At 63.8% G+C, this 18,688-nt stretch carries 8 protein-coding genes and 1 pseudogene; 2 read left to right on the top strand and 7 right to left on the bottom strand.

Annotation, left to right across the window (positions count from 1 at the left end):
• Window positions 1–3 precede the first annotated feature (3 nt).
• Window positions 4–2,325: a molybdopterin guanine dinucleotide-containing S/N-oxide reductase gene (locus tag AOQ71_RS05335; protein ID WP_057742786.1), complete on the bottom strand. Its 2,322-nt coding sequence runs from the start codon at window positions 2,323–2,325 to the stop codon at window positions 4–6.
• A gap of 454 nt (window positions 2,326–2,779) precedes the next feature.
• Here AOQ71_RS05335 and AOQ71_RS05330 point away from each other — a divergent pair, with 454 nt between their 5' ends.
• Both AOQ71_RS05330 and AOQ71_RS05325 read left to right on the top strand, forming a co-directional pair.
• A complete protein-coding gene (locus tag AOQ71_RS05330) occupies window positions 2,780–4,570 on the top strand; it encodes a peptide ABC transporter substrate-binding protein (protein WP_057743170.1) in 1,791 nt (596 codons plus the stop codon).
• Between the two features lie 527 nt (window positions 4,571–5,097).
• Window positions 5,098–11,253: pseudogene (locus AOQ71_RS05325) on the top strand (AAA family ATPase); the annotation flags it as partial.
• Window positions 11,254–11,355: 102 nt separating this feature from the next.
• Here the strand turns inward: AOQ71_RS05325 and arfA are convergent.
• The 6 genes from arfA to AOQ71_RS05295 all read right to left on the bottom strand — a co-directional run bounded on the left by arfA (window position 11,356) and on the right by AOQ71_RS05295 (window position 18,628).
• Window positions 11,356–12,900, bottom strand: coding sequence for an arabinosylfuranosidase ArfA (arfA, locus tag AOQ71_RS05320; RefSeq protein WP_057742783.1), 1,545 nt, complete (start codon window positions 12,898–12,900; stop codon window positions 11,356–11,358).
• Between the two features lie 23 nt (window positions 12,901–12,923).
• Complete coding sequence (locus AOQ71_RS05315; RefSeq protein ID WP_057742780.1) at window positions 12,924–13,766, bottom strand: ABC transporter ATP-binding protein; 843 nt, start codon at window positions 13,764–13,766, stop codon at window positions 12,924–12,926.
• Window positions 13,763–14,794, bottom strand: a complete 1,032-nt coding sequence (locus tag AOQ71_RS05310; RefSeq protein WP_057742777.1) for an ABC transporter ATP-binding protein — start codon at window positions 14,792–14,794, stop codon at window positions 13,763–13,765. The genes AOQ71_RS05315 and AOQ71_RS05310 overlap by 4 nt, the downstream gene beginning before the upstream one ends.
• Window positions 14,794–15,657: an ABC transporter permease gene (locus AOQ71_RS05305; RefSeq protein ID WP_057742775.1), complete on the bottom strand. Its 864-nt coding sequence runs from the start codon at window positions 15,655–15,657 to the stop codon at window positions 14,794–14,796. Before AOQ71_RS05305 ends, AOQ71_RS05310 begins: the two co-directional genes overlap by 1 nt.
• On the bottom strand, window positions 15,657–16,661 hold the full coding sequence (locus tag AOQ71_RS05300; protein ID WP_057742772.1) for an ABC transporter permease: 1,005 nt from the start codon (window positions 16,659–16,661) through the stop codon (window positions 15,657–15,659). The genes AOQ71_RS05305 and AOQ71_RS05300 overlap by 1 nt, the downstream gene beginning before the upstream one ends.
• A 65-nt stretch (window positions 16,662–16,726) precedes the next feature.
• The gene (locus tag AOQ71_RS05295) at window positions 16,727–18,628 is read right to left on the bottom strand and encodes an ABC transporter substrate-binding protein (RefSeq protein WP_057742770.1); all 1,902 of its coding nucleotides are present in this window, start codon (window positions 18,626–18,628) and stop codon (window positions 16,727–16,729) included.
• Window positions 18,629–18,688: the final 60 nt, after the last annotated feature.

Below are 18,688 nucleotides of genomic sequence, written 5' to 3'. Positions count from 1 at the left end.
TGGCTACACCGGGTCGAACGCCCGGATCGGCGGCAGGTTGCCGGTGAACTTCTCCACCTCCACCGTGGTGAGCTGGCCGGTGCAGCCTTGCGCAAAGGACGAGGTGCCGACGTCGCGGGTGAGCACGTTCGGATTGCCGTGCACACAGAGCGGCGCGTCGTCCTCGGGGTCCATCGGGTCGTACCAGGCGCCGGTCGGCAATTGCACGACGCCGGGCGCGATGCCATCGGTGACATGCACCGCGGCGAGGCACGCGCCGCGCGCATTGAACAGGCGGATGACGTCGCCGTCCTTGATGCCGCGCGCATCTGCATCCCGCGGATTCATCCGCGCAACCTCGCGGCCGCGATGCTTTGCGCCCAGCGAGTGTCCGCCGAAATCGAGTTGGCTGTGCAGCCGCGTCACCGGCTGGTTGGCGACGAGAAAGCACGGCGCGCCGGGCTTGGGCATATCGCTCTTCTCGAGCCAGACCGGATGGCCGGGACAATCCGCATCGCCATGGCCGGCGATCTTCGCCGAGTAGATCTCGATGCGTCCGCTCGGCGTCGGCAGCGGATGCGCGACCGGATCTTCGCGGAAGCTACGCAACCTTCCGCCGTCGTCGGGCTGCTGCGGCACGACCAGGCTGCCGCGCTTCCAGAATTCCTCGAAACTCGGGGCCTCCAGCCCGCGCTTGGCGAGCGAGGCGCGGGTCGGCTCGTAGAGATGCGCCAGCCATTGCTGCGAGCTGCGCCCTTCTGTGAAAGGCTCGCGGGCACCGAGGCGATCGGCGAGATCGGCAAAGATCTCGTAGTCGTCGCGTGCCAGCCCAAACGGCTCGGCGATCTGGTGCATCGCGACCATCAGCGGATCGTTGCTGGAATAGCCGATGTCCTCGCGCTCCAGCGTCATGGTCGAGGGCAGCACGATGTCGGCATGGCGCGCGGTCGCAGTCCAGGCGAGCTCGTGCACGACCAGCGTGTCGACTTTCGCAAAAGCTTTGCGCAGGCGGTTGATGTCCTGGTGATGATGGAACGGATTGCCGCCGGCCCAGTAGACCAGGCGAATGTCCGGATAGGTGCGCGTCTCGCCATTGTAGCGATAGGTGCTTCCAGGGTTGAGCAGCATGTCGGCGATGCGCGCCACCGGAATGAAGTCGCGGATGCCGTTACGCCCCTGCCCTAGCGTCGGCCCCGGCACGTCGTTGACGCGGCGGCCGTAATAGCCGATTGCGCCCAGCGAATAGGCGTAGCCGCCGCCGGGAAGGCCGATCTGGCCGAGCGCTGCCGCCAGCACCATGCCCATCCAGACCGGCTGCTCGCCATGCTCGGCGCGCTGCAGCGAATGCGAGACCGTAATGAGTGCGCGCTTGCCGGCAAGGCGCCGCGCCAGGGTCCGGATCGCGCTCGCGTCGACGCCGCAGATCGCGGCAGCCCATTCGGCATGCTTGGGCTGTCCATCGCTCTCGCCCGTGAGATAGCGCAGGAACACCGGCCAACCTTCCGTGTAGCGATCGAGGAAAGCCTGGTCATGCAAGCCTTCGCTGACCAGCGTGTGAACCATGCCGAGCATCAGTGCGGTGTCGGTGCCTGGCGTGCATGTCATCCACTCGGCACCGGCCTCGGCCGGCAAATCCTCGCGCAGCGGGCTCATCAGGATGAACTCGCAGCCGCGCTTGCGCGCTGCTTGGATCGCACCGCGTTCGACATGCTTGCTGATCGAGCCGCCGGCCACCATCGAGTTCTTCAGCGCCATGCCGCCGAATGCGAGCACAATCTCGGTCTTTTCGGCGACCTGCTCCCAGGTGACGTTGCGCTTGGTGATGTCCTCATAGCCCGCCAGGATCTGCGGCAGCAGCACGGAGGACGCGCCGGACGAATAGGAATTCACCGAGCGGACATAGCCGCCCATGGCGATGTTGAGGAAGCGATGCACCTGGCTCTGCGCGTGATGGAAGCGGCCCGCGCTCGACCAGCCATAGGAGCCGCCGAACACGGCGCCGGGGCCGCGCGTGTCGCGGATGCGCGCGAGCTCGTCGCCGAGCAGGTCCAGCGCCTTCTCCCAGCTGACGGAGACGAATTCGTCGCGGCCGCGCCTGTCATCGGGCCCGGGCCCACGCTCGAGCCAGCCCTTGCGGATGGCGGGCTGCGCAATACGGGCCTGATGGCGCAGAGCGCCGGGGAAATTGTCGATGATGCCGCTCGGATCGGGGTCGCCGCCATAGGCTCTCACTTCCAGCCCGGCCGCGCCATTGCGTGCGGAAAACACGCCCCAATGCGAGGTGTGCGGCTTGAAGCCATCCGACAAATCGAGGCCGGGGTCGGGGAAGCCAATCGTATCGTCCATCGCGTGGCCCTCAATCGCTGGAAGCGCCGCGCAGGCCGCTCCGGTTGCATCGTTCGCCAATATAGTGAGGCCCGCGCGTACAGGGCAACGGAATACCGATGCGCGGAACCGCGCGCATGGCCGCCTCCCGCGGACCGCAGCCCTTTTGAAGCACGCGGCTCCCAACCGCGTCATTGCGAGCGCAGCGAAGCAATCCAGACTGTCGCCGCGGAGGGATTCTGGATTGCTTCGCTGCGCTCGCAATGACGGAGCAAGGCGCACCGGCATCGATCTTCTGGCTGCGTTCGAACTTGGAGATGCGTCTTCTCGTTCTCTGGATTGACACTACCCGCGGTCCTGGCTCGGCATTTCGTCGCACCGCTTTCCACCATTGTCGGCATTGCTGCCCACACCACGATGCAACATGATGGCTGCGCCGGTGACGACTGTTGTTGTGGCAGGTGGAGGTCATCCGATGGACGAAAACGACATCCGCGGGCTCATCGCGGAGGTGAGGCAGGGCACGCTGTCGCGGCGCTCCTTCATGCGGACGTTGGCCGCAGCGGGGATCACGGCGCCAATTGCGAGCCAGATCCTGCTCTGGAACGACGTGGCGATGGCTAATGCCACACTGGCCTACAAGCCGACGAAAGCCGGCGGCGGCGGTCCGCTCAGGATGCTGGTCTGGCAGGCGCCCACCTTGCTCAATCCGCATTTCGCGCTGGGCACCAAGGACCAGGTCGCCTCACGCATCTTCTTCGAGCCGCTCGCCGGTTGGGACAAGGAGGGCAATCTCATCCCCTGTCTCGCCGCCGAGATCCCGACCAAGGCGAATGGCGGGCTGTCGGCTGACGGCACCTGCGTGATCTGGAAGCTGAAGCAGGGCGTGAGATGGCATGACGGCAAGCCCTTCACCGCCGACGACGTCGTCTTCACCTGGACGTACGCCGCCGACCTGGCGACGGCCGCCTACACCACCGGCTCCTACAAGGACATCATTGTCGAGAAGATCGACGACCACACCATTAAGGTGATCTTCAAGGCGCCAACCCCGTTCTGGGCCGATCCCTTCGTCGGCTCGGTGGGCCAGATCCTGCCGAAGCATCATTTCGGCGACTATGCCGGTGCGAAATCGCGCGACGCGCCGGGCAATCTGAAGCCGGTCGGCACCGGTCCCTACAAATTCGTCGAGTTCAAGCCCGGCGATCTGCTGCGGGCCGAACGCAATCCTGATTATCACGTCAAGAACCAGCCCTATTTCGACACGTTCGACATCAAGGGCGGCGGCGACGCAGTCTCTGCCGCGCGCGCCGTGCTACAGACCGGCGAATACGATTATGCGTGGAATCTGCTGGTCGAGGACGAGATCCTCAAGCGCATGGAGACCGGCGGCAAAGGCAAGGTCGAGTACACGACCGCAGGCGGCATCGAGTTCATCATCCTCAACACCACGGACCCTTGGACCGAGGTTGACGGCGAACGATCCAACGCCAGGACGAAGCACCCGACGCTGTCCGATCCGGCCGTGCGGCGGGCACTCAACCTGCTGATTGACCGCGAAGGAATCCAGAAGTTCATCTACGGCCGCGCCGCCGTCGCAACGGCGAGCTTCGTCAACCAGCCGCCGCAGTTCAAATCGAGCAAGCTGAAATACGAATTCAACATCGAGAAGGCGAACAAGATTCTCGACGAGGCCGGCTGGAAGGTTGGTGCCGACGGCATTCGTACGAGGGACGGCAAGCAACTGAAATACGTGTTCCAGACCTCGATCAACGCGCCGCGCCAGAAGGCGCAAGCCATCATCAAGCAGGCCTGCCAGAAGGCCGGGATCGAGATCGAACTCAAATCGGTCACGGCGTCGGTGTTCTTCTCCTCGGATGTCGGCAATCCCGACACCTACTCGAAATTCTACTGCGACATGGAAATGTACAATGCGACGCAACCCCAGCCCGATCCGGAGCGGTTCCTGAACCAGTGCGTCTCCTGGGAAATCGCGAGCAAGGACAACAAATGGCTCGGCCGCAACGTTTCGCGCTGGTCCGACCCGGAGGCCGACAAGGCCTACAAGGCCGCCCAGAACGAGCTCGATCCCGTCAAGCGCGCCGCGCTGCTGATCAAGGTCGATGAGATCTTCTGCGAGGCCAACATCTTCCTGCCGCTGCTCTCACGCTACATCGTCGGCGGCGCCGTCGATGGCCTGATGACTGACATCTCGGGGTGGGACGTCACGACGTGGAATATTGCGAGCTGGTATCGGAACACGTAGGTTTTGTAGAGCGTGACGAAACCCATCGAAACACGATGGATTTCGCAAGTGCTCTGCCCTCGTGATCCGGACCTGACGTTTTCAGCTGGTCCGAGAGCTCGGGCGGCACCAAACATCCAACCAATTGAGCGAACTGAATTGTCGCTTCAGCCCAGCACCGACGCTCGTTCTCTCCTCTAGGTTGCGATGTCACCCGCAGGAGACCTCTGTTACATGCCGACGTGCTCGAATGGACTTTGCGAAGTCTCGTCGGCCGTCCGTTGACGAGATTGAGGCAAATGATACGATTTAACGGTGCCCGGCCTCGCCGATCGGACCGGGTACCGGAATGACGGCGTGAGGGGCCAGCCTTATCGTGCCAAGCGTTGCACGTGCGTCCTGCCCTTCATGCGTCCCGCACGCGGAAACTAAAGCAACGATAATGGCGCGCGTTGCCGCATCGGAGCGGTCTTGCGGAGGATGAGGTGGGGACCGGGCGAGCCTGTTACGGTTCGGACCTGAACCCGGCGACGGCACGGTCTACGGATATGAATCTCTCATCATTTATGGGCACCGGCTGGGCCCACGGTCCGCAGGTTCTCTGCGACGAAGACGGGATTCTGCTGTGCCGCACCTCCCGCGAACGCATTGACGGTGAACGGCAGGTCGTGCTGGCCGTCGTTCCGGCCGCGGAACATCCAAGCCCGCAAAGCCTCGACCGGCTGGCTCACGAATTTGCGCTGAGGGACGAACTGGATGGTGCCTGGGCGGCGAAGCCGCTCGAGCTGCTGCAGGATCACGGCCGCACCATTCTCATCCTCGAGGATCGCGGCGGCGAGCCGCTGACCTGGCTGACGGACGCGCCCATGGAGACGGGCAGCTTCCTGCGTCTCGCGATCCAGATCGCTGCCGCGCTGGGCAAGGTCCATCAACAGGGCCTGGTGCACAAGGATATCAAACCGGCAAATATCCTGGTGAGCCGCAACAATGGCGGCGTGCATCTCACCGGCTTCGGATTCGCAACACGCCGCCCCCGCGAACGGCTGTCCGCGGCAGCTCACGAGCAGATCGCCGGTACGCTCGCTTACATCTCTCCCGAGCAGACGGGACGCATGAACCGCTCGATCGACTCGCGGAGTGATCTCTACTCACTCGGCGTCACGCTCTACCAGATGGTCACCGGCTCGCTGCCATTCGCCGCTGATGATCCGATGGAATGGGTGCATTGTCACGTCGCAAGGGAGCCCGATGCGCCGGCCAAGCGATGCAGCAACGTGCCCGGCACGGTGTCCAGGCTGATCATGAAGCTGCTCTCCAAGATGGCGGAGGAGCGCTACCAGACCGCCGGCGGCGCCGAGCGGGATCTGCAACGCTGCCTCGCAGAATGGGAGCTTCGGCGTTCCATCGACGACTTCCCGCTGGGCCAGCACGACACGCCGGACCGACTTCTCGTACCCGAGAAGCTGTACGGAAGGACATCCGAGTGCGAGACGTTGTTCGCCTCGTTCGAACGCATCGCCAAGAGCGGCGCGCCGGAGCTTGCGCTGATCGCCGGATATTCCGGCATCGGCAAGTCATCCGTCGTCAACGAGCTGCACAAGGTGCTGGTGCCGTCGCACGGCCTGTTTGCGTCAGGCAAATTCGACCAGCACAAACGCGACATCCCCTACGCCACGCTCGCCAAGGCATTCCAGGGCCTCGTCCGTCCTCTTCTCGGCAAGCGCGACGCCGAGCTGAGCGAGTGGCGCCAGGCCCTGCTCGGCGCGCTTGGTCCAAACGGACAGCTCGTCGTGGACCTCGTTCCGGAGCTGAAGGCCGTCATCGGCGAGCAGCCGCCTGTCACCGAGCTGCCGCTCCAGCACGCGCAAAGCCGCTTTCACCGCGTGATCGAACAGTTCATCGGCGTGTTTGCGCGGGCCGAACATCCCCTGGTGTTGTTCCTCGATGATTTGCAATGGCTTGATATGGCGACGTTCGAGCTGCTCGAGGACATCCTGACGCGGTCAGAGCTGAAGCACCTGATGCTGATCGGTGCTTACCGGGACAACGAGGTGGATTCCGCTCATCCCGTCATGCGCATGCGCGAGGCCATCAAGGCGCGCGGGCGAGGGGTGGTGGAGATCAAGCTCGCGCCGCTCGGTCGCAGGCACCTCGGCCAGTTGCTGGCGGACACGCTCCGTTGCGAGCCGAGTCACGCTGCGCCGCTGATCCAGCTCGTGCACGAGAAGACCGCAGGCAATCCGTTCTTCGCCATCCAGTTCATGTTCTCGCTGGTCGACGAAGGCCTGCTTGCGTTCGACCATAATGCCGTGCGCTGGGCCTGGGACCTCGAGCGGATTCATGCCAAGCGGTACACCGACAACGTCATCGACCTCATGCTGGGGAAGCTCACCCGGCTGCCCCTGGCGACACGCACGGCTCTGCAGCAGATGGCCTGCCTCGGAAATGTCGCCGAGGTGGCAGTGCTTTCGATCGTGCTCGACGCCTCCGATGAGCAGGTCAACGCCGATCTGTGGCCTGCCGTTCGCCAGGAATTCGTCGAGCCGCAAGCTGGCGCCTATCGCTTCGTCCACGACCGGTTTCAGGAGGCGGCTTATGCACTGATTCCGGAGCAAGGACGGGCCGCGGCGCATCTGCGCATCGGCCGCTTGTTCGCAGCGAGAGTCGCGCCTGAAACGATCGAGGAAGACGTCTTCGAGATCGTCAGCCAACTCAACCGCGGCGCAGCCTTGATCACGGCACCGGAGGAGCGCGTCAGGCTGGCGGAGCTCAATCTGCTCGCCGGTCGCCGCGCCAAGGCCGCAACGGCCTTCGCCATGGCGCACGCTCACTTCGCGGCCGGCGAAGCCATGCTGCCCGGGGATCGCTGGGAGCAACATTACACGCTCAGCTTCGCGCTGGCGCTGCAGCGCGCCGAATGCGAATTCCTCGCAGGCGACCACGCCACGGCGAACACGCGCCTCGCCGAATTGGCGGAACGAGCGGCCACCCTGCCCGATCTCGCGGCGGTCACCCGGCTGCGGATGGAGCCAAGCGATCGCAACGTCGAGACCGCGCTCGACTATCTGCGGCGCGTCGGCATCGACTGGTCCGCGCATCCAACGCCGGATGAAGTCCAGCGAGAATATCAGCGGATGTGGCAGGCGATCGGCGACCGTCCGATCGAGGCCCTGCTCGATCTGCCGCAGATGACTGATCCGGTCGCGCGCGGAACGATGGATGTCCTTACGGTGCTGGTTTCGCCGGCGTGGTACATCGATGAGGGCTTGCGACGCCTGATCATCGGACGCATGGCCAATCTCAGCTTGCAATACGGCAACTCCGATGCCTCGTGCCTCGCCTACATCGTGCTCGCCACCGTGCTCGGTCCCGACTTTGGCGACTACGCTGCCGGCTATCGCTTTGCCCGGCTCGGCCTCGATCTGGTCGAGACGCACGGACTGGACCGGTTCAAGGCCCGCGCCTATCTCGGCTTCGGCAGCTGGACGCGAGATGTGAGGACAGGACGCCCGTGGCTGAAGCGCGCCTTCGACGCCGCGCAGCAAGTCGGCGACGTGAACTATGCGAGCTTCACCCGCCATCATCACCTGACGCACCTTCTCGCTTGCGGCGATCCGCTTGCCGAAGTGCAGCTGGAGGCCGAAGCGGGGTTCGATTACGCACGCCGGGCGCACGTCGATCTTGCAGCGGATCGAATTATTGGGCAGTTGCAGCTCATCCGGTCGCTGCGCGGCCTCACCGCGAAATTCGGCAGCTTCGATGACGCCGACTTCAACGAGGCGCAGTTTGAACTTCGTCTCGAGACCGAGCCATACCTGGAGCAGGCCGGATTCTGGTACTGGACCCGCAAGCTGCAGGCACGCGTGCTTGCCAACGATCCCACCGCCATCGCTGCCGCAGCAAAGGCCGACAAGCTCTTGTGGACCTCGAAAGCCCTGTTCGATCGGGTTGACTTTCACTTCTACGCGGCCTTGGCCGAGGCCGCGTGTTGCGAGGTCGCCATCCCAGCCGAACGAGCCCGGCATCACGACGCTCTGACCCGCCACCACCGCGAGCTTCAGCAATTGGACGAGATCAGCCCGGAAGACTTCGCTGACCGGGCCGCTCTCATCTCGGCTGAAATCGCCCGCGTCGAAGGTCGCGAGGTCGATGCGATGCGATACTACGACCGGGCGATCGCCGAGGCGCATGCAAACGGCTTTCCTCACAATGAAGCCATCGCAAACGAGCTCGCCGGACGATTCTACACGACGCGCGGCTTCGACAAGATCGCCAATGCCTATCTGCGCGATGCCCACTACGGATTTATCCGCTGGGGAGCCGAGCCAAAGGTCAGGCAGCTCGAACACCTCTATCCGCGCCTCCACGTCGCCGAAGATACCAGCTCCGGCAGCCGGCCGACCATCCAGCAGATGGACGTTACCACCGTGGTGAAGGCGTCTCAGGCCGTCTCAAGTGAAATCGAGCTGCCGAAGCTGATCGAGACACTGATGAAGATCGTTCTGCAGAACGCTGGTGCCGACCGCGGCCTGCTGATCCTGTCGCGGCACGACGACTTCCGTATCGAGGCGGAGGGCCAATCCAGGGGCGACGCGTTCACCGTCGCGATGCGTCAAACCTCGCTCTCGACACCGGATTGTCCGGAGGCCCTGCTGCGCTACGTCATTCGCGCGCAAAAGCCCCTCATCGTCGACGACGCAACGCGGCCCGATCCGCTCTACGGTGACGACTATGTGCGTCGCCGACACCCGAGATCCATGCTCTGCCTGCCATTGCTGAAACAAGCCAAGCTGATCGGCTTGCTGTATCTGGAGAACACGTTGACGACGCACGCCTTCACGCCGGATCGGGTGGTGGTGCTGGACCTGTTGGCGGCACAGGCCGCGATCTCTCTAGAGAACACGCTGCTCTATCGCGATCTTCAGGAGCGCGAGGCGCGCATCCGCCGGCTCGTCGATTCCAATATTATCGGCATCCTGTTCTGGCAGGGCAGCGGCGACATCAGCTACGCCAACGACGCCTTCCTGAACATGACCGGATATTCCAGGCAGGACCTGGTCTCGAAGGCCATCCGCTGGAACGACATGACCCCGGCGGAATATCGCGACGAAGACACGCAGCGGGTCGAACAGCTCAGGACATCGGGGCAGACCGCCTCGCGGGAGAAGGAGTTCATCAGGAAAGACGGCAGCCGCGTTCCTGTCCTGATCGGGTCCGCCTCGCTGGCCGGGTCGTCCGATCAGTGCGTCTCGTTCGTGCTCGACCTCACCGCGCGAAAGCAGGCCGAGGAAAAATACCGCCTGCTCATGGAGCAGGCGCATGACGCAATCCTGGTGCTTGACCAAAGCGGCCTTGTGATCGAGGCAAACCGCACCGCCGGTGTGATGCTGGGACGGCCGCGGGAGCAGATCATCGGCCTGCCGTTCCGATCCATGCTCGTTGCTGCCGACCCAACCGAGGTCGCCAGATTGCTGGCGCCGGATTCGACGGGTCTGCTGCAGCTTCGCCTTGGTGGCGCCGACGACAAGGGCCTCGATGTCGAAATGTCTGCCGCTCACGTCTCGACGGGCGGCCAGGAGCTGATCATCGTGATCGGACGCGACATCAGCCAGCGGCTGCGCCTCGAGCAGCAGTTGCGCCAGGCGCAGAAGATGGACGCCGTCGGCCAGCTCACCGGGGGCGTCGCCCATGACTTCAACAACATCCTGACGGTGATCACCGGAACCATCCAGATCCTGATCGACGATCTTGCGGATCGGCCTGACCTCGTCGCCATTGCACATATGATCGACGATGCCGCCACGCGCGGCGCCGATCTGACGATGCAGCTCCTCGCCTTCGCGCGCAGGCAGCCGCTGCAACCCCGCAACGTCGACGTCAACAATCTCATTGTCGATACCGCAAAGCTGCTGCGGCCAACGCTGGGCGAGCACATCGAGGTCGGCTCCACGCTGCAGACCGATTGCTGGCATGCGCTGATCGACCCGGGCCAGCTCTCGACTGCCCTGATCAACCTCGCCGTCAATGCCCGCGACGCGATGGCGGGCGGAGGCAAGATCTCGTTCGGCACCGCGAATGTGAGCTTTGGCCCCGACAATCCAGGACCGGACAATGCGCTCGGCGACTTCGTCCTGGTGACGGTGAGCGACACCGGCTCGGGTATTCCGCTGACAATCCGCGACAAGATCTTCGAACCGTTCTTCACGACCAAGGAGCTTGGCAAGGGAACAGGCCTCGGCTTGAGCATGGTGTATGGCTTCATCAAGCAGTCCGGCGGACATATTCGAATCGACAGCGAAGAAGGATCGGGGACGACCTTCAGCCTGTACCTGCCGCGCTCGACCCAGGCCGCAGCCTCCACACGCGTAGTGACGAAGGGCGAGCTGCAACGCGGCAGGGAAACCATCCTCCTGGTCGAGGACGACGAACTGGTCCGCAACTATGTCGAAGCGCAGCTGAAGAGCTTCGGCTATCGCACGATCGCGGCCCCCAATGGTCCGGAGGCCCTCGCTCTCGTCGACCTGGGCACGGCGTTCGATCTGCTCTTTACCGATGTCGTCATGCCCGGCGGCATGAACGGCCGCCAACTTGCCGATGCCGTGCTCCAGCGGCGTCCCGGCGTGCCCGTGCTCTATATGTCGGGCTATCCGGAAGCCGCCATGATGCACGACGGTCGGCTCGACCCTGATATCACCCTGCTGAGCNAAGCCGTACCGGCCGGCGGATCTGGCACATGCCATTCGCCGGGTCCTGGAGTCGCGCGGACGTCCAGTCGCCGCGCAATAGGCAGTGTCCGCTCGCCAACCTCAGCCCGCCGACAGATGAACCACGTTCCATGAGGCCGGCGCGAGCACCGCACGCAACTGCGCGCCAACGATGCTCACGCCCCGTAACGGCTGAGGCTTCACCCGCGCCGGCGCGTCCCTGGTGTTCGTCGCCTGAAGATCGTCGTGACGCAATTGAAAGGCATCAACCACGGCGAGCTCGCCGAAATTCCGTGCATCGATGCTAACCTCGATCTCCTGGTTGAGGTCGCGGTTGAGCATGAACAGCGAAACAGTCCCGGCCTCTCCCGCGACGGCAGCCATCTTGAGGTACGGCACATTGGCGATCGGAAAGGTCAGCTCCAGAGGTCCCCGGGGATCGTAGTAGGTGGTGTCGTAGGCGTCCGACTCGACCTGGATGCGTAGCACCTTGCCGCGACCGAAGCGGCTCATGTGCGCGAACGGGAAGAAGATGGTCTGGCGCCACGCGGCTCCGCCGGTCTCGGTCATGATCGGCGCGATGGCATTGACGAGCTGCGCCAGGCAGGCCGCCTTCACCCGATCGGCATGGTTGAGCAGCGAGATGCAGGCGCCGCCGAAAACCAGCGCGTCCTCCATCGTGTAGATCTCCTCGAGAATCGGCGGCGCCACGGGCCAGCCTTCCTTGACCCGATCGGCCCGGTTGCGGCGGGTTCGATACCAGACGTTCCATTCGTCGAAATTCAACATCAGACGCTTGTCGGATCGACGTCGCGCCGCCGCGGCATCCGCCAATGCGACGACCTCGTCGATGAAGCGGTCCATCAGGTCGGGGCTGGCGAGAAAGGCTGCGCTGTCTCGCCGATAGTTGTTGAGATACGTATGCAGCGAAACGTAGTCGACATGATCGAAGGTTTGATCGAGCACCGTGTCTTCCCAGGTGCCGAACGTCGGCATGCTGCGCCCGCAAGAGCCGCAGACCGCGAGTTCGATCTTCGGGTCCACCCACCGCATCATCTTGGCGGCTTCGAGCGCCACCGGCCCGTAGGCGGCCGCGCTCTTGTGTCCAATCTGCCAAGGGCCGTCCATCTCGTTGCCGAGGCACCAGAACCTGACACCGTGCGGCTTCTCCCAGCCGTGAGAGCGGCGCAGATCCGACCAGGCCGATCCGCCCGGGTGATTGCAGTATTCCACAAGGTTGGCCGCGGCCTCGCCGCCCCTCGTGCCAAGATTGACCGCCAGCATCGGCTCGACATCGGCAGCCTTGCACCAATCCACGAATTCATTCGTGCCGAAGCTGTTGGGCTCGGTGCTGAACCATGCGAGGTCGAGCCGCACCGGCCGCTTCTCCGCCGGGCCGACCCCGTCTTCCCAATTGTAGCCGGAGACGAAATTGCCGCCGGGATATCGGATGATCGTCGGGCCAAGCTCCTTCACCAGAGCGAGCACGTCGCCGCGAAATCCCTTGTCGTCTGCTGTCGGATGGCCCGGCTCGTAGATGCCGCCATAGACGCACCGTCCGAGATGTTCGACGAAGGCCCCGAACAAGCGAGGATCGGTGCGAGCGATGGCAAAATCGCGATCCATCAGAACTCTAGCTTTTCTCATACCCTGCCTTCGAATGTCCTGGATCAAATGACTTGGGTCGTACCGGAGGCATTTGCGCCGCCGCCGGCAATTTGAGGCAACAGAGCGGCTTCGCGCAACTGGCGAGTACAGGGATGCCGCGGCGCCGTCAGCACGGCTCGCGCATCACCGCTTTCGACGACGCTGCCCTTCTGCATGATCAGGATACGATCGCTGATGTAGTAGGCGGTCGCCAGATCGTGCGTGATATAGATGATCGATATCCCCAGCTCGTCCCGTAACGTCCTGAATAGATTGACGATGGATATGCGCAAGGACGCATCGATCATGGAGACCGGCTCGTCCGCCACGATCAATTTCGGCTCGGCCAGCAGCGCACGGGCGATCGCGACCCGTTGCAGCTGTCCTCCCGACAACTCATGCGGGTACCTGCCCCCCACCTCTTTGAGCGACAAGCCCACCTTGTGCAGCGCCGCATCAACGGCCGTCGCAGCCGTGCTCCCCCCTGCCGCGGCGGCAAATCGACGCCGCGTCATAAGCAGATACCGCTCAACCCGCTTCAAGGGATTGAAGGATTCAAACGGATTCTGGAAGATCGGCTGCACCTTGTGCATGAACGCTATCCGACCTGCGCTGCCGCTGATGGCCGCAAGGTCGGTGCCGTCGAGCAGCAATCTGCCGCTGGTCGGCGTCACCATGTTCAGGATCATGCGGGCAAGGGTCGTCTTGCCGCTGCCGGATTCGCCGATGATCGCCAGGATCTCCGGCCGCCCGGCGGCGAGCTGGAGGCTTACCTTATTCACCGCAACGATCTCCTCCCGCGAGAATAGCCCTCCGCGGACGAAGGTTTTGCTGACGTCCCTGACATCGAGCAGCAGATCGTTCATGCCCCATCGTCTCCGTTGACGGCGAAGCATGCCACGCGATGACCGGCGCCCGCTTCGCGCATGACAGGAACCTCACGGCTGCAAATCTCGCGTGCGAGCGGGCATCGCGGATGGAAGCGACACCCCGACGGGGGATCGGCCAGATTTGGCGGCGCGCCGCCAAGCCCCGCGCGCGGCGCGTCCTCGCCGATGCGCGGAAGGCTCGCGATGAGGTTCTGGGTGTAGGGATGTAACGGGTTGCGGAAGATTTCCGCCGTCGCGGCCTCCTCGACCAGGCGCCCGGCATACATGATGGCGAGCCGGTCGGTGATATGCGCATGCACGCCCATGTCATGCGTGACGAACAGCACCGACGAGCCGGTTTCGCGCTGAATGCCGCGGATCATGCCCAGCACCTCCTTCTGCACCACCACGTCGAGCGCGGTGGTCGGCTCGTCGGCAATGATGAATCCGGGACGGCAGATCGTCGCCAGCGCAAGCGCCGCGCGTTGCCGCATCCCGCCCGAGAGCTCGTGGGGAAAGGCTGAAAGCACCGACGGATCGAGTCTCACGCGAGACAGATGGGCGACCACCTGTTGCTCGAACTGCTGTCGGCTGCCGCCGATATGCGGATAGGCGAAATCGGTAAAGGAGCATCGGATGCGACGCACCGGGTTCAGCACATTCATCGAACCCTGCATGATGTAGGAGAGATGCCGCCAGCGAATCCGCTCCACTTGAGCCGGCGGCGCGCGGTGCAATCCGCCATAGCCGGGCAGGAAGGCAAACTCCATGCTGCCGCCGACGATCTCGAGCGGAGGCTTGATCGCGCCTGCAATGCTCTTGATCAGCGTGGTCTTTCCGGAGCTCGATTCCCCGGCGAGACCGTAGATCTCGCCGCGGCGCACGGCGAAGCTGACACCGTCAACCGCACGGATGGCGCGCCTGACGCCGGCATGGCTGGTCCGGTAATAGGCCTGCAGGTCGCGAACGACGAGAAGCGGCTGGACATCCTGCTCCCCGTGCGGCTGCTCGACGCTCGCGTGCATCACGAAGCCTCTCCCACGTTCCAGAGCCGGCTTCTCGGATCGATATGGGCGTTCACCGAGACCGCGAGCAGGAACAGCCCGATGAACGCCATGATCACCGCGATGGTCGGAAAGGCGATCCACCACCAGATGCCCGCAACCATCGCCGTGTGCTGGTTGGCCCAATAGATCATGCCGCCGATCGTCGGGATGTTGATGTCGGTGAAGCCGAGCACCGCAAGCGTCACCTCGAGCCCGATCGACCACACCATGTTGTTCATGGTCGTGGAGAACAGGATCGGCACGACATAGGGCAGATGCTCATCGGTCAGGACCTGCCGCGTGCTCATTCCGGAGAACAGGCTGGTCTGGGTGAACTCGCGTTGCCGCAAGCTCATCACCACCGAGCGGATCAGCCGCGCATCATAGGCCCAGCCGAAACAGGCCATGATCAGCGCCAGCATCAGCCAGGAGATGCGGTCGCGCATCACGAAATAGAACAGCACCAGGACCGGCAGCAGCGGGATGACGATGAAGGTGTCGTTCACCGACATCAGGGCGCGATCGATCCAGCCGCCCTTGTAGCCGCTGACGAGCCCGACCGCGAGCGCGACCAGGCGGCTGACCAGGGCCACCGTGCCGCCAAACAGCAACGTGTTCCTGATGGCGAAGCTCAACTGCCAGAACACGTCCTGGCCGCGCGACGTGGTGCCGAACCAATACGTCAACGACGGTGGCAGGTCGGGCGGCACCACGTAGACGCTGTCGGGCGGATAGGGCGAAAAGCTCGCCAGCACCGACAGCAGCAGGACGACGGCAACCAGCACCAGCCCGATGCGGAATTCGGCCCTGTAGCGCAGCAGGTCGCGGAGAAAGACGACCATCAGCTGACCTTCACCCGGGGATCGAGCAGCGGATACAGCAGATCGATCGCGAGCACGCCGACCGATACGCCGAGGATCGAGATGGTGGTGACGCCGAGGACCAGGCCGTAATCACCGGCATAGACGGCGTCCACCAGCAGCGAGCCGAGCCCGGGATAGCCGAACACCTTTTCGGTGATCACGGCGCCGTTGAAGATGCCGCCGAGCGACATCGCAAGGCCCGTGACCTGCGGCACCAGCGCGTTGCGCATCACATAGGATGTCAGGATGCGCCAGGACCTCACGCCGGCAAGCTCGGCATAGACGACGTAGTCCTCGGCGAGGACATTGGCGACCAGCGAACGCATGCCGAGGAACCAGCTGCCCACGCCGATCAGGATCAGCGACAGCGCCGGCAGGATCGCGTGCTGCAGCACGCTCCAGACGAATTCGGGTGTCAGGGTCTGCGGCAGATTCATCGTCGCCCCGCCGCTGATCGGAAGCACCGGCCAGATGAAACCGAACAGGATCAGCAGCAGCATGGCCAGGATGTAATAGGGGATCGGATGAAGGCCCATGGCAATCACCCCCATCAGCTTCAACCCGCGGCTCTGCCGGTAATAGCCGGCGAGTCCTCCGAGCAGATTTCCAAGCACCCAGGCGATGAGGGTTGAAACCGTGAGCAGGCCCGCCGTCCAGGGCAGCGCGCGTCCGATCAGGGTGCCGACCGGGGTCGGAAATGCCGACAGCGACGGACCGAAATCGGCGCTCAGGATCCGCTTCCAGAACGCCAGATATTGCTGAACGGGCGTGCCGCCGAGACCATAGAGCTCACGCAGGGAGCGGCGCATCTGTTCGATCGCATCGGGCGCGGTGTTGCCGAAGGACGTCACCGCCGAGATCGATTGCTCGACGGGATCGATCGGCGAGGCATGCGTGATGACATAGGCGATGTTGATGCCGATGAAGACGACGAGCAGGAACTGCGCGAGCCGGCGGCCGACATAGCCGGCGTACCCGCTCATGGCAGCACCCGGGACGCTCGGCAAGGTCGCTCTGGCAGATGCGGTCGCCTAGATGTCATCGCGTCCTAACTTGCCGGCTTCAGCCGCACGAACATGTAACGCGAATTGCCCCAGTTCGGCACGGGATTGGTGTAGGGATTTTCCGATGTCGGAAAGCCGGTCCAGTAGGTCTGGTCCATCGCGGTGAACACGTTGTAGGCCATCAGCGGAATGGTCGGCATCTCCTTCACCGCGAGCTTGACGTAGTCCTTGCCGAGCTCGATCGACCTCTGATCGTCGAAGCCGACGGTGCGGATCTCCTCGATGATCTTGTCGAGCGCGGGATTGGACCAGCGCTGCCAGTTGCGCAGCGGCTGCGGCTTGCCCGGCTCGGCGACGAATTGCGAATGCCAGCTGTCGAGGAAATAGGACAGGTCCTGGTGGCCGCCCCAGGTCTCGACGCTCCAGCCGATGAAGCTGTCGAAATCACCGGCGGCACGCCGCGTCGGCAGCGTGCCTTGCGCGACGTCGATCTTGGCATCGATGCCCGCCTGCTTCCACAGCTGCACGATCATCGTTCCGGCCCGCGTCATCACCGGACGCAGATCGCCTTCGACCATGACACGGACGCTGAAGGGCTTTCCGTCGGGCGTGACCCAGGCGCCGCCGCGCTTGCTGAAGCCCGCCTTCTCCAGCAGCTCCTGCGCCGCGACCGGATCGGTCTTCCACCAGCCCCGCCCGAATGCCTTGGCGATCTCTGCCGGATCGGCCGGGATCTGTTCGCCCATGGACGGCCGCAGCATGTCGGCGATCTGCTTGCCGATGGTCGGGTCATACGGCTTGATCTTGCGCTTGCCGGTGTCGATCTCGAAGCTCTTGAGCCAGTCCTCCATCGGCGCGTGATAGGTGGCCGGATGGGTTCCGGTCGGGGGCACGCCGATCGCCGAGATGGTGGCAGCGCCGCGATAGGCCGCCATCGCCACGGCCTTGATGTCGATCAACAGCGCCAGCGCCCAGCGCACGTCCGGATTCTTGAAGTTCTCGTTCTGGGTGTTGAAGATGACAGCGGGAAGCGTCGGATCGGGATGGCCGTACGGGAATCCCTTGAACCAGGCCCGCGTCGTCTTGCTCTGCTTGGCGAGGGCGAACATGCCTTCCGGCGCGATGTCGTGGATGACGTCGAGCTCATGGTTGAGCTGCGCGATCACCCGTTTGTCCGGCGGCCCGGGATCGACATAAGCGAGATATTTCGGACCCGGCTTGCCGAAGCGCGCCAGCGTGGTGCGTTGCCAGTCCTCGCGAAGCTGCCAGATGTACCATTTGCCGTCGGGATCGTAGCTGTGCAGCACATAGGCGCCGAGCGAGACCGGCTTGTTGAAGTCGAATTTGACGGGATCCTCGACCTTGTCGAACACATGCTTGGGCAGGATCCATATCGCGCCCCAGCGCACCGTGAAGTTGGCGTGGAAGCGTGAATTGGGCTTTTTGAGCTTGAACACGACGGTGTGGGCATCCGGCGCCTCGACGGAGGCGACGTTGCTCGTCAGGACCGCGCTGAAGCGCATCGCCGGGTTTTTGATCTGGGTGGTCACGGTTGCGACGACGTCGTCGGCGGTGAATTCGACGCCGTCGCTCCAGAAGATGCCGCTGCGCAGCTTGACCGTCATTTCGGTGAAGTCGGCGTTGTATTGCGGCTTGTCGGCGGCCAGCGAATTGTCCCAGACGCCGTCGAGGCCGCTCTCGGGATCGATGTACCACAGCGTATCAAGCGCGGCCTGCTGCAGCCCGTTGGACTGCGAATTGGCGTTGATCACCCAGATGTTGAACCAGCCGGCGTTCTTGACGGTGCCTTCCGGGTTTTCCAGGATCAGCAGATCCTTCCTCGGAATGTTTTGCGGAATTCCCTGCGCGTGACCGGGTTCCACCGATGCGAACAGCAGGGATCCCAGCACATAACCGGCCAGCAGCAACGGACTGATGCAGCGCATGATGTCCTCGCGGCGAATTTCGTCCCGGTGCCCGTGTTGAGGCGATGCTAGAGGCGTCGG

The organism is Bradyrhizobium manausense (assembly GCF_001440035.1).
GTDB classification, from domain to species: Bacteria; Pseudomonadota; Alphaproteobacteria; order Rhizobiales; family Xanthobacteraceae; genus Bradyrhizobium; species Bradyrhizobium manausense.
The sequence above is the reverse complement of the archived record's forward strand: the minus strand, read 5'-3'. Positions and strand labels throughout refer to the sequence as shown.

What these genes read in the sequence shown, in the direction of transcription:
- AOQ71_RS05300 (WP_057742772.1), bottom strand. Translation starts at nt 16,661, where the DNA reads ATGAGCGGGTACGCCGGCTATGTCGGCCGCCGGCTCGCGCAGTTCCTG.
- AOQ71_RS05315 (WP_057742780.1), bottom strand. Translation starts at nt 13,766, where the DNA reads ATGAACGATCTGCTGCTCGATGTCAGGGACGTCAGCAAAACCTTCGTC.
- arfA (WP_057742783.1), bottom strand. Translation starts at nt 12,900, where the DNA reads ATGAGAAAAGCTAGAGTTCTGATGGATCGCGATTTTGCCATCGCTCGC.
- AOQ71_RS05305 (WP_057742775.1), bottom strand. Translation starts at nt 15,657, where the DNA reads ATGGTCGTCTTTCTCCGCGACCTGCTGCGCTACAGGGCCGAATTCCGC.
- AOQ71_RS05330 (WP_057743170.1), top strand. Translation starts at nt 2,780, where the DNA reads ATGGACGAAAACGACATCCGCGGGCTCATCGCGGAGGTGAGGCAGGGC.
- AOQ71_RS05310 (WP_057742777.1), bottom strand. Translation starts at nt 14,794, where the DNA reads ATGCACGCGAGCGTCGAGCAGCCGCACGGGGAGCAGGATGTCCAGCCG.
- AOQ71_RS05295 (WP_057742770.1), bottom strand. Translation starts at nt 18,628, where the DNA reads ATGCGCTGCATCAGTCCGTTGCTGCTGGCCGGTTATGTGCTGGGATCC.
- AOQ71_RS05335 (WP_057742786.1), bottom strand. Translation starts at nt 2,325, where the DNA reads ATGGACGATACGATTGGCTTCCCCGACCCCGGCCTCGATTTGTCGGAT.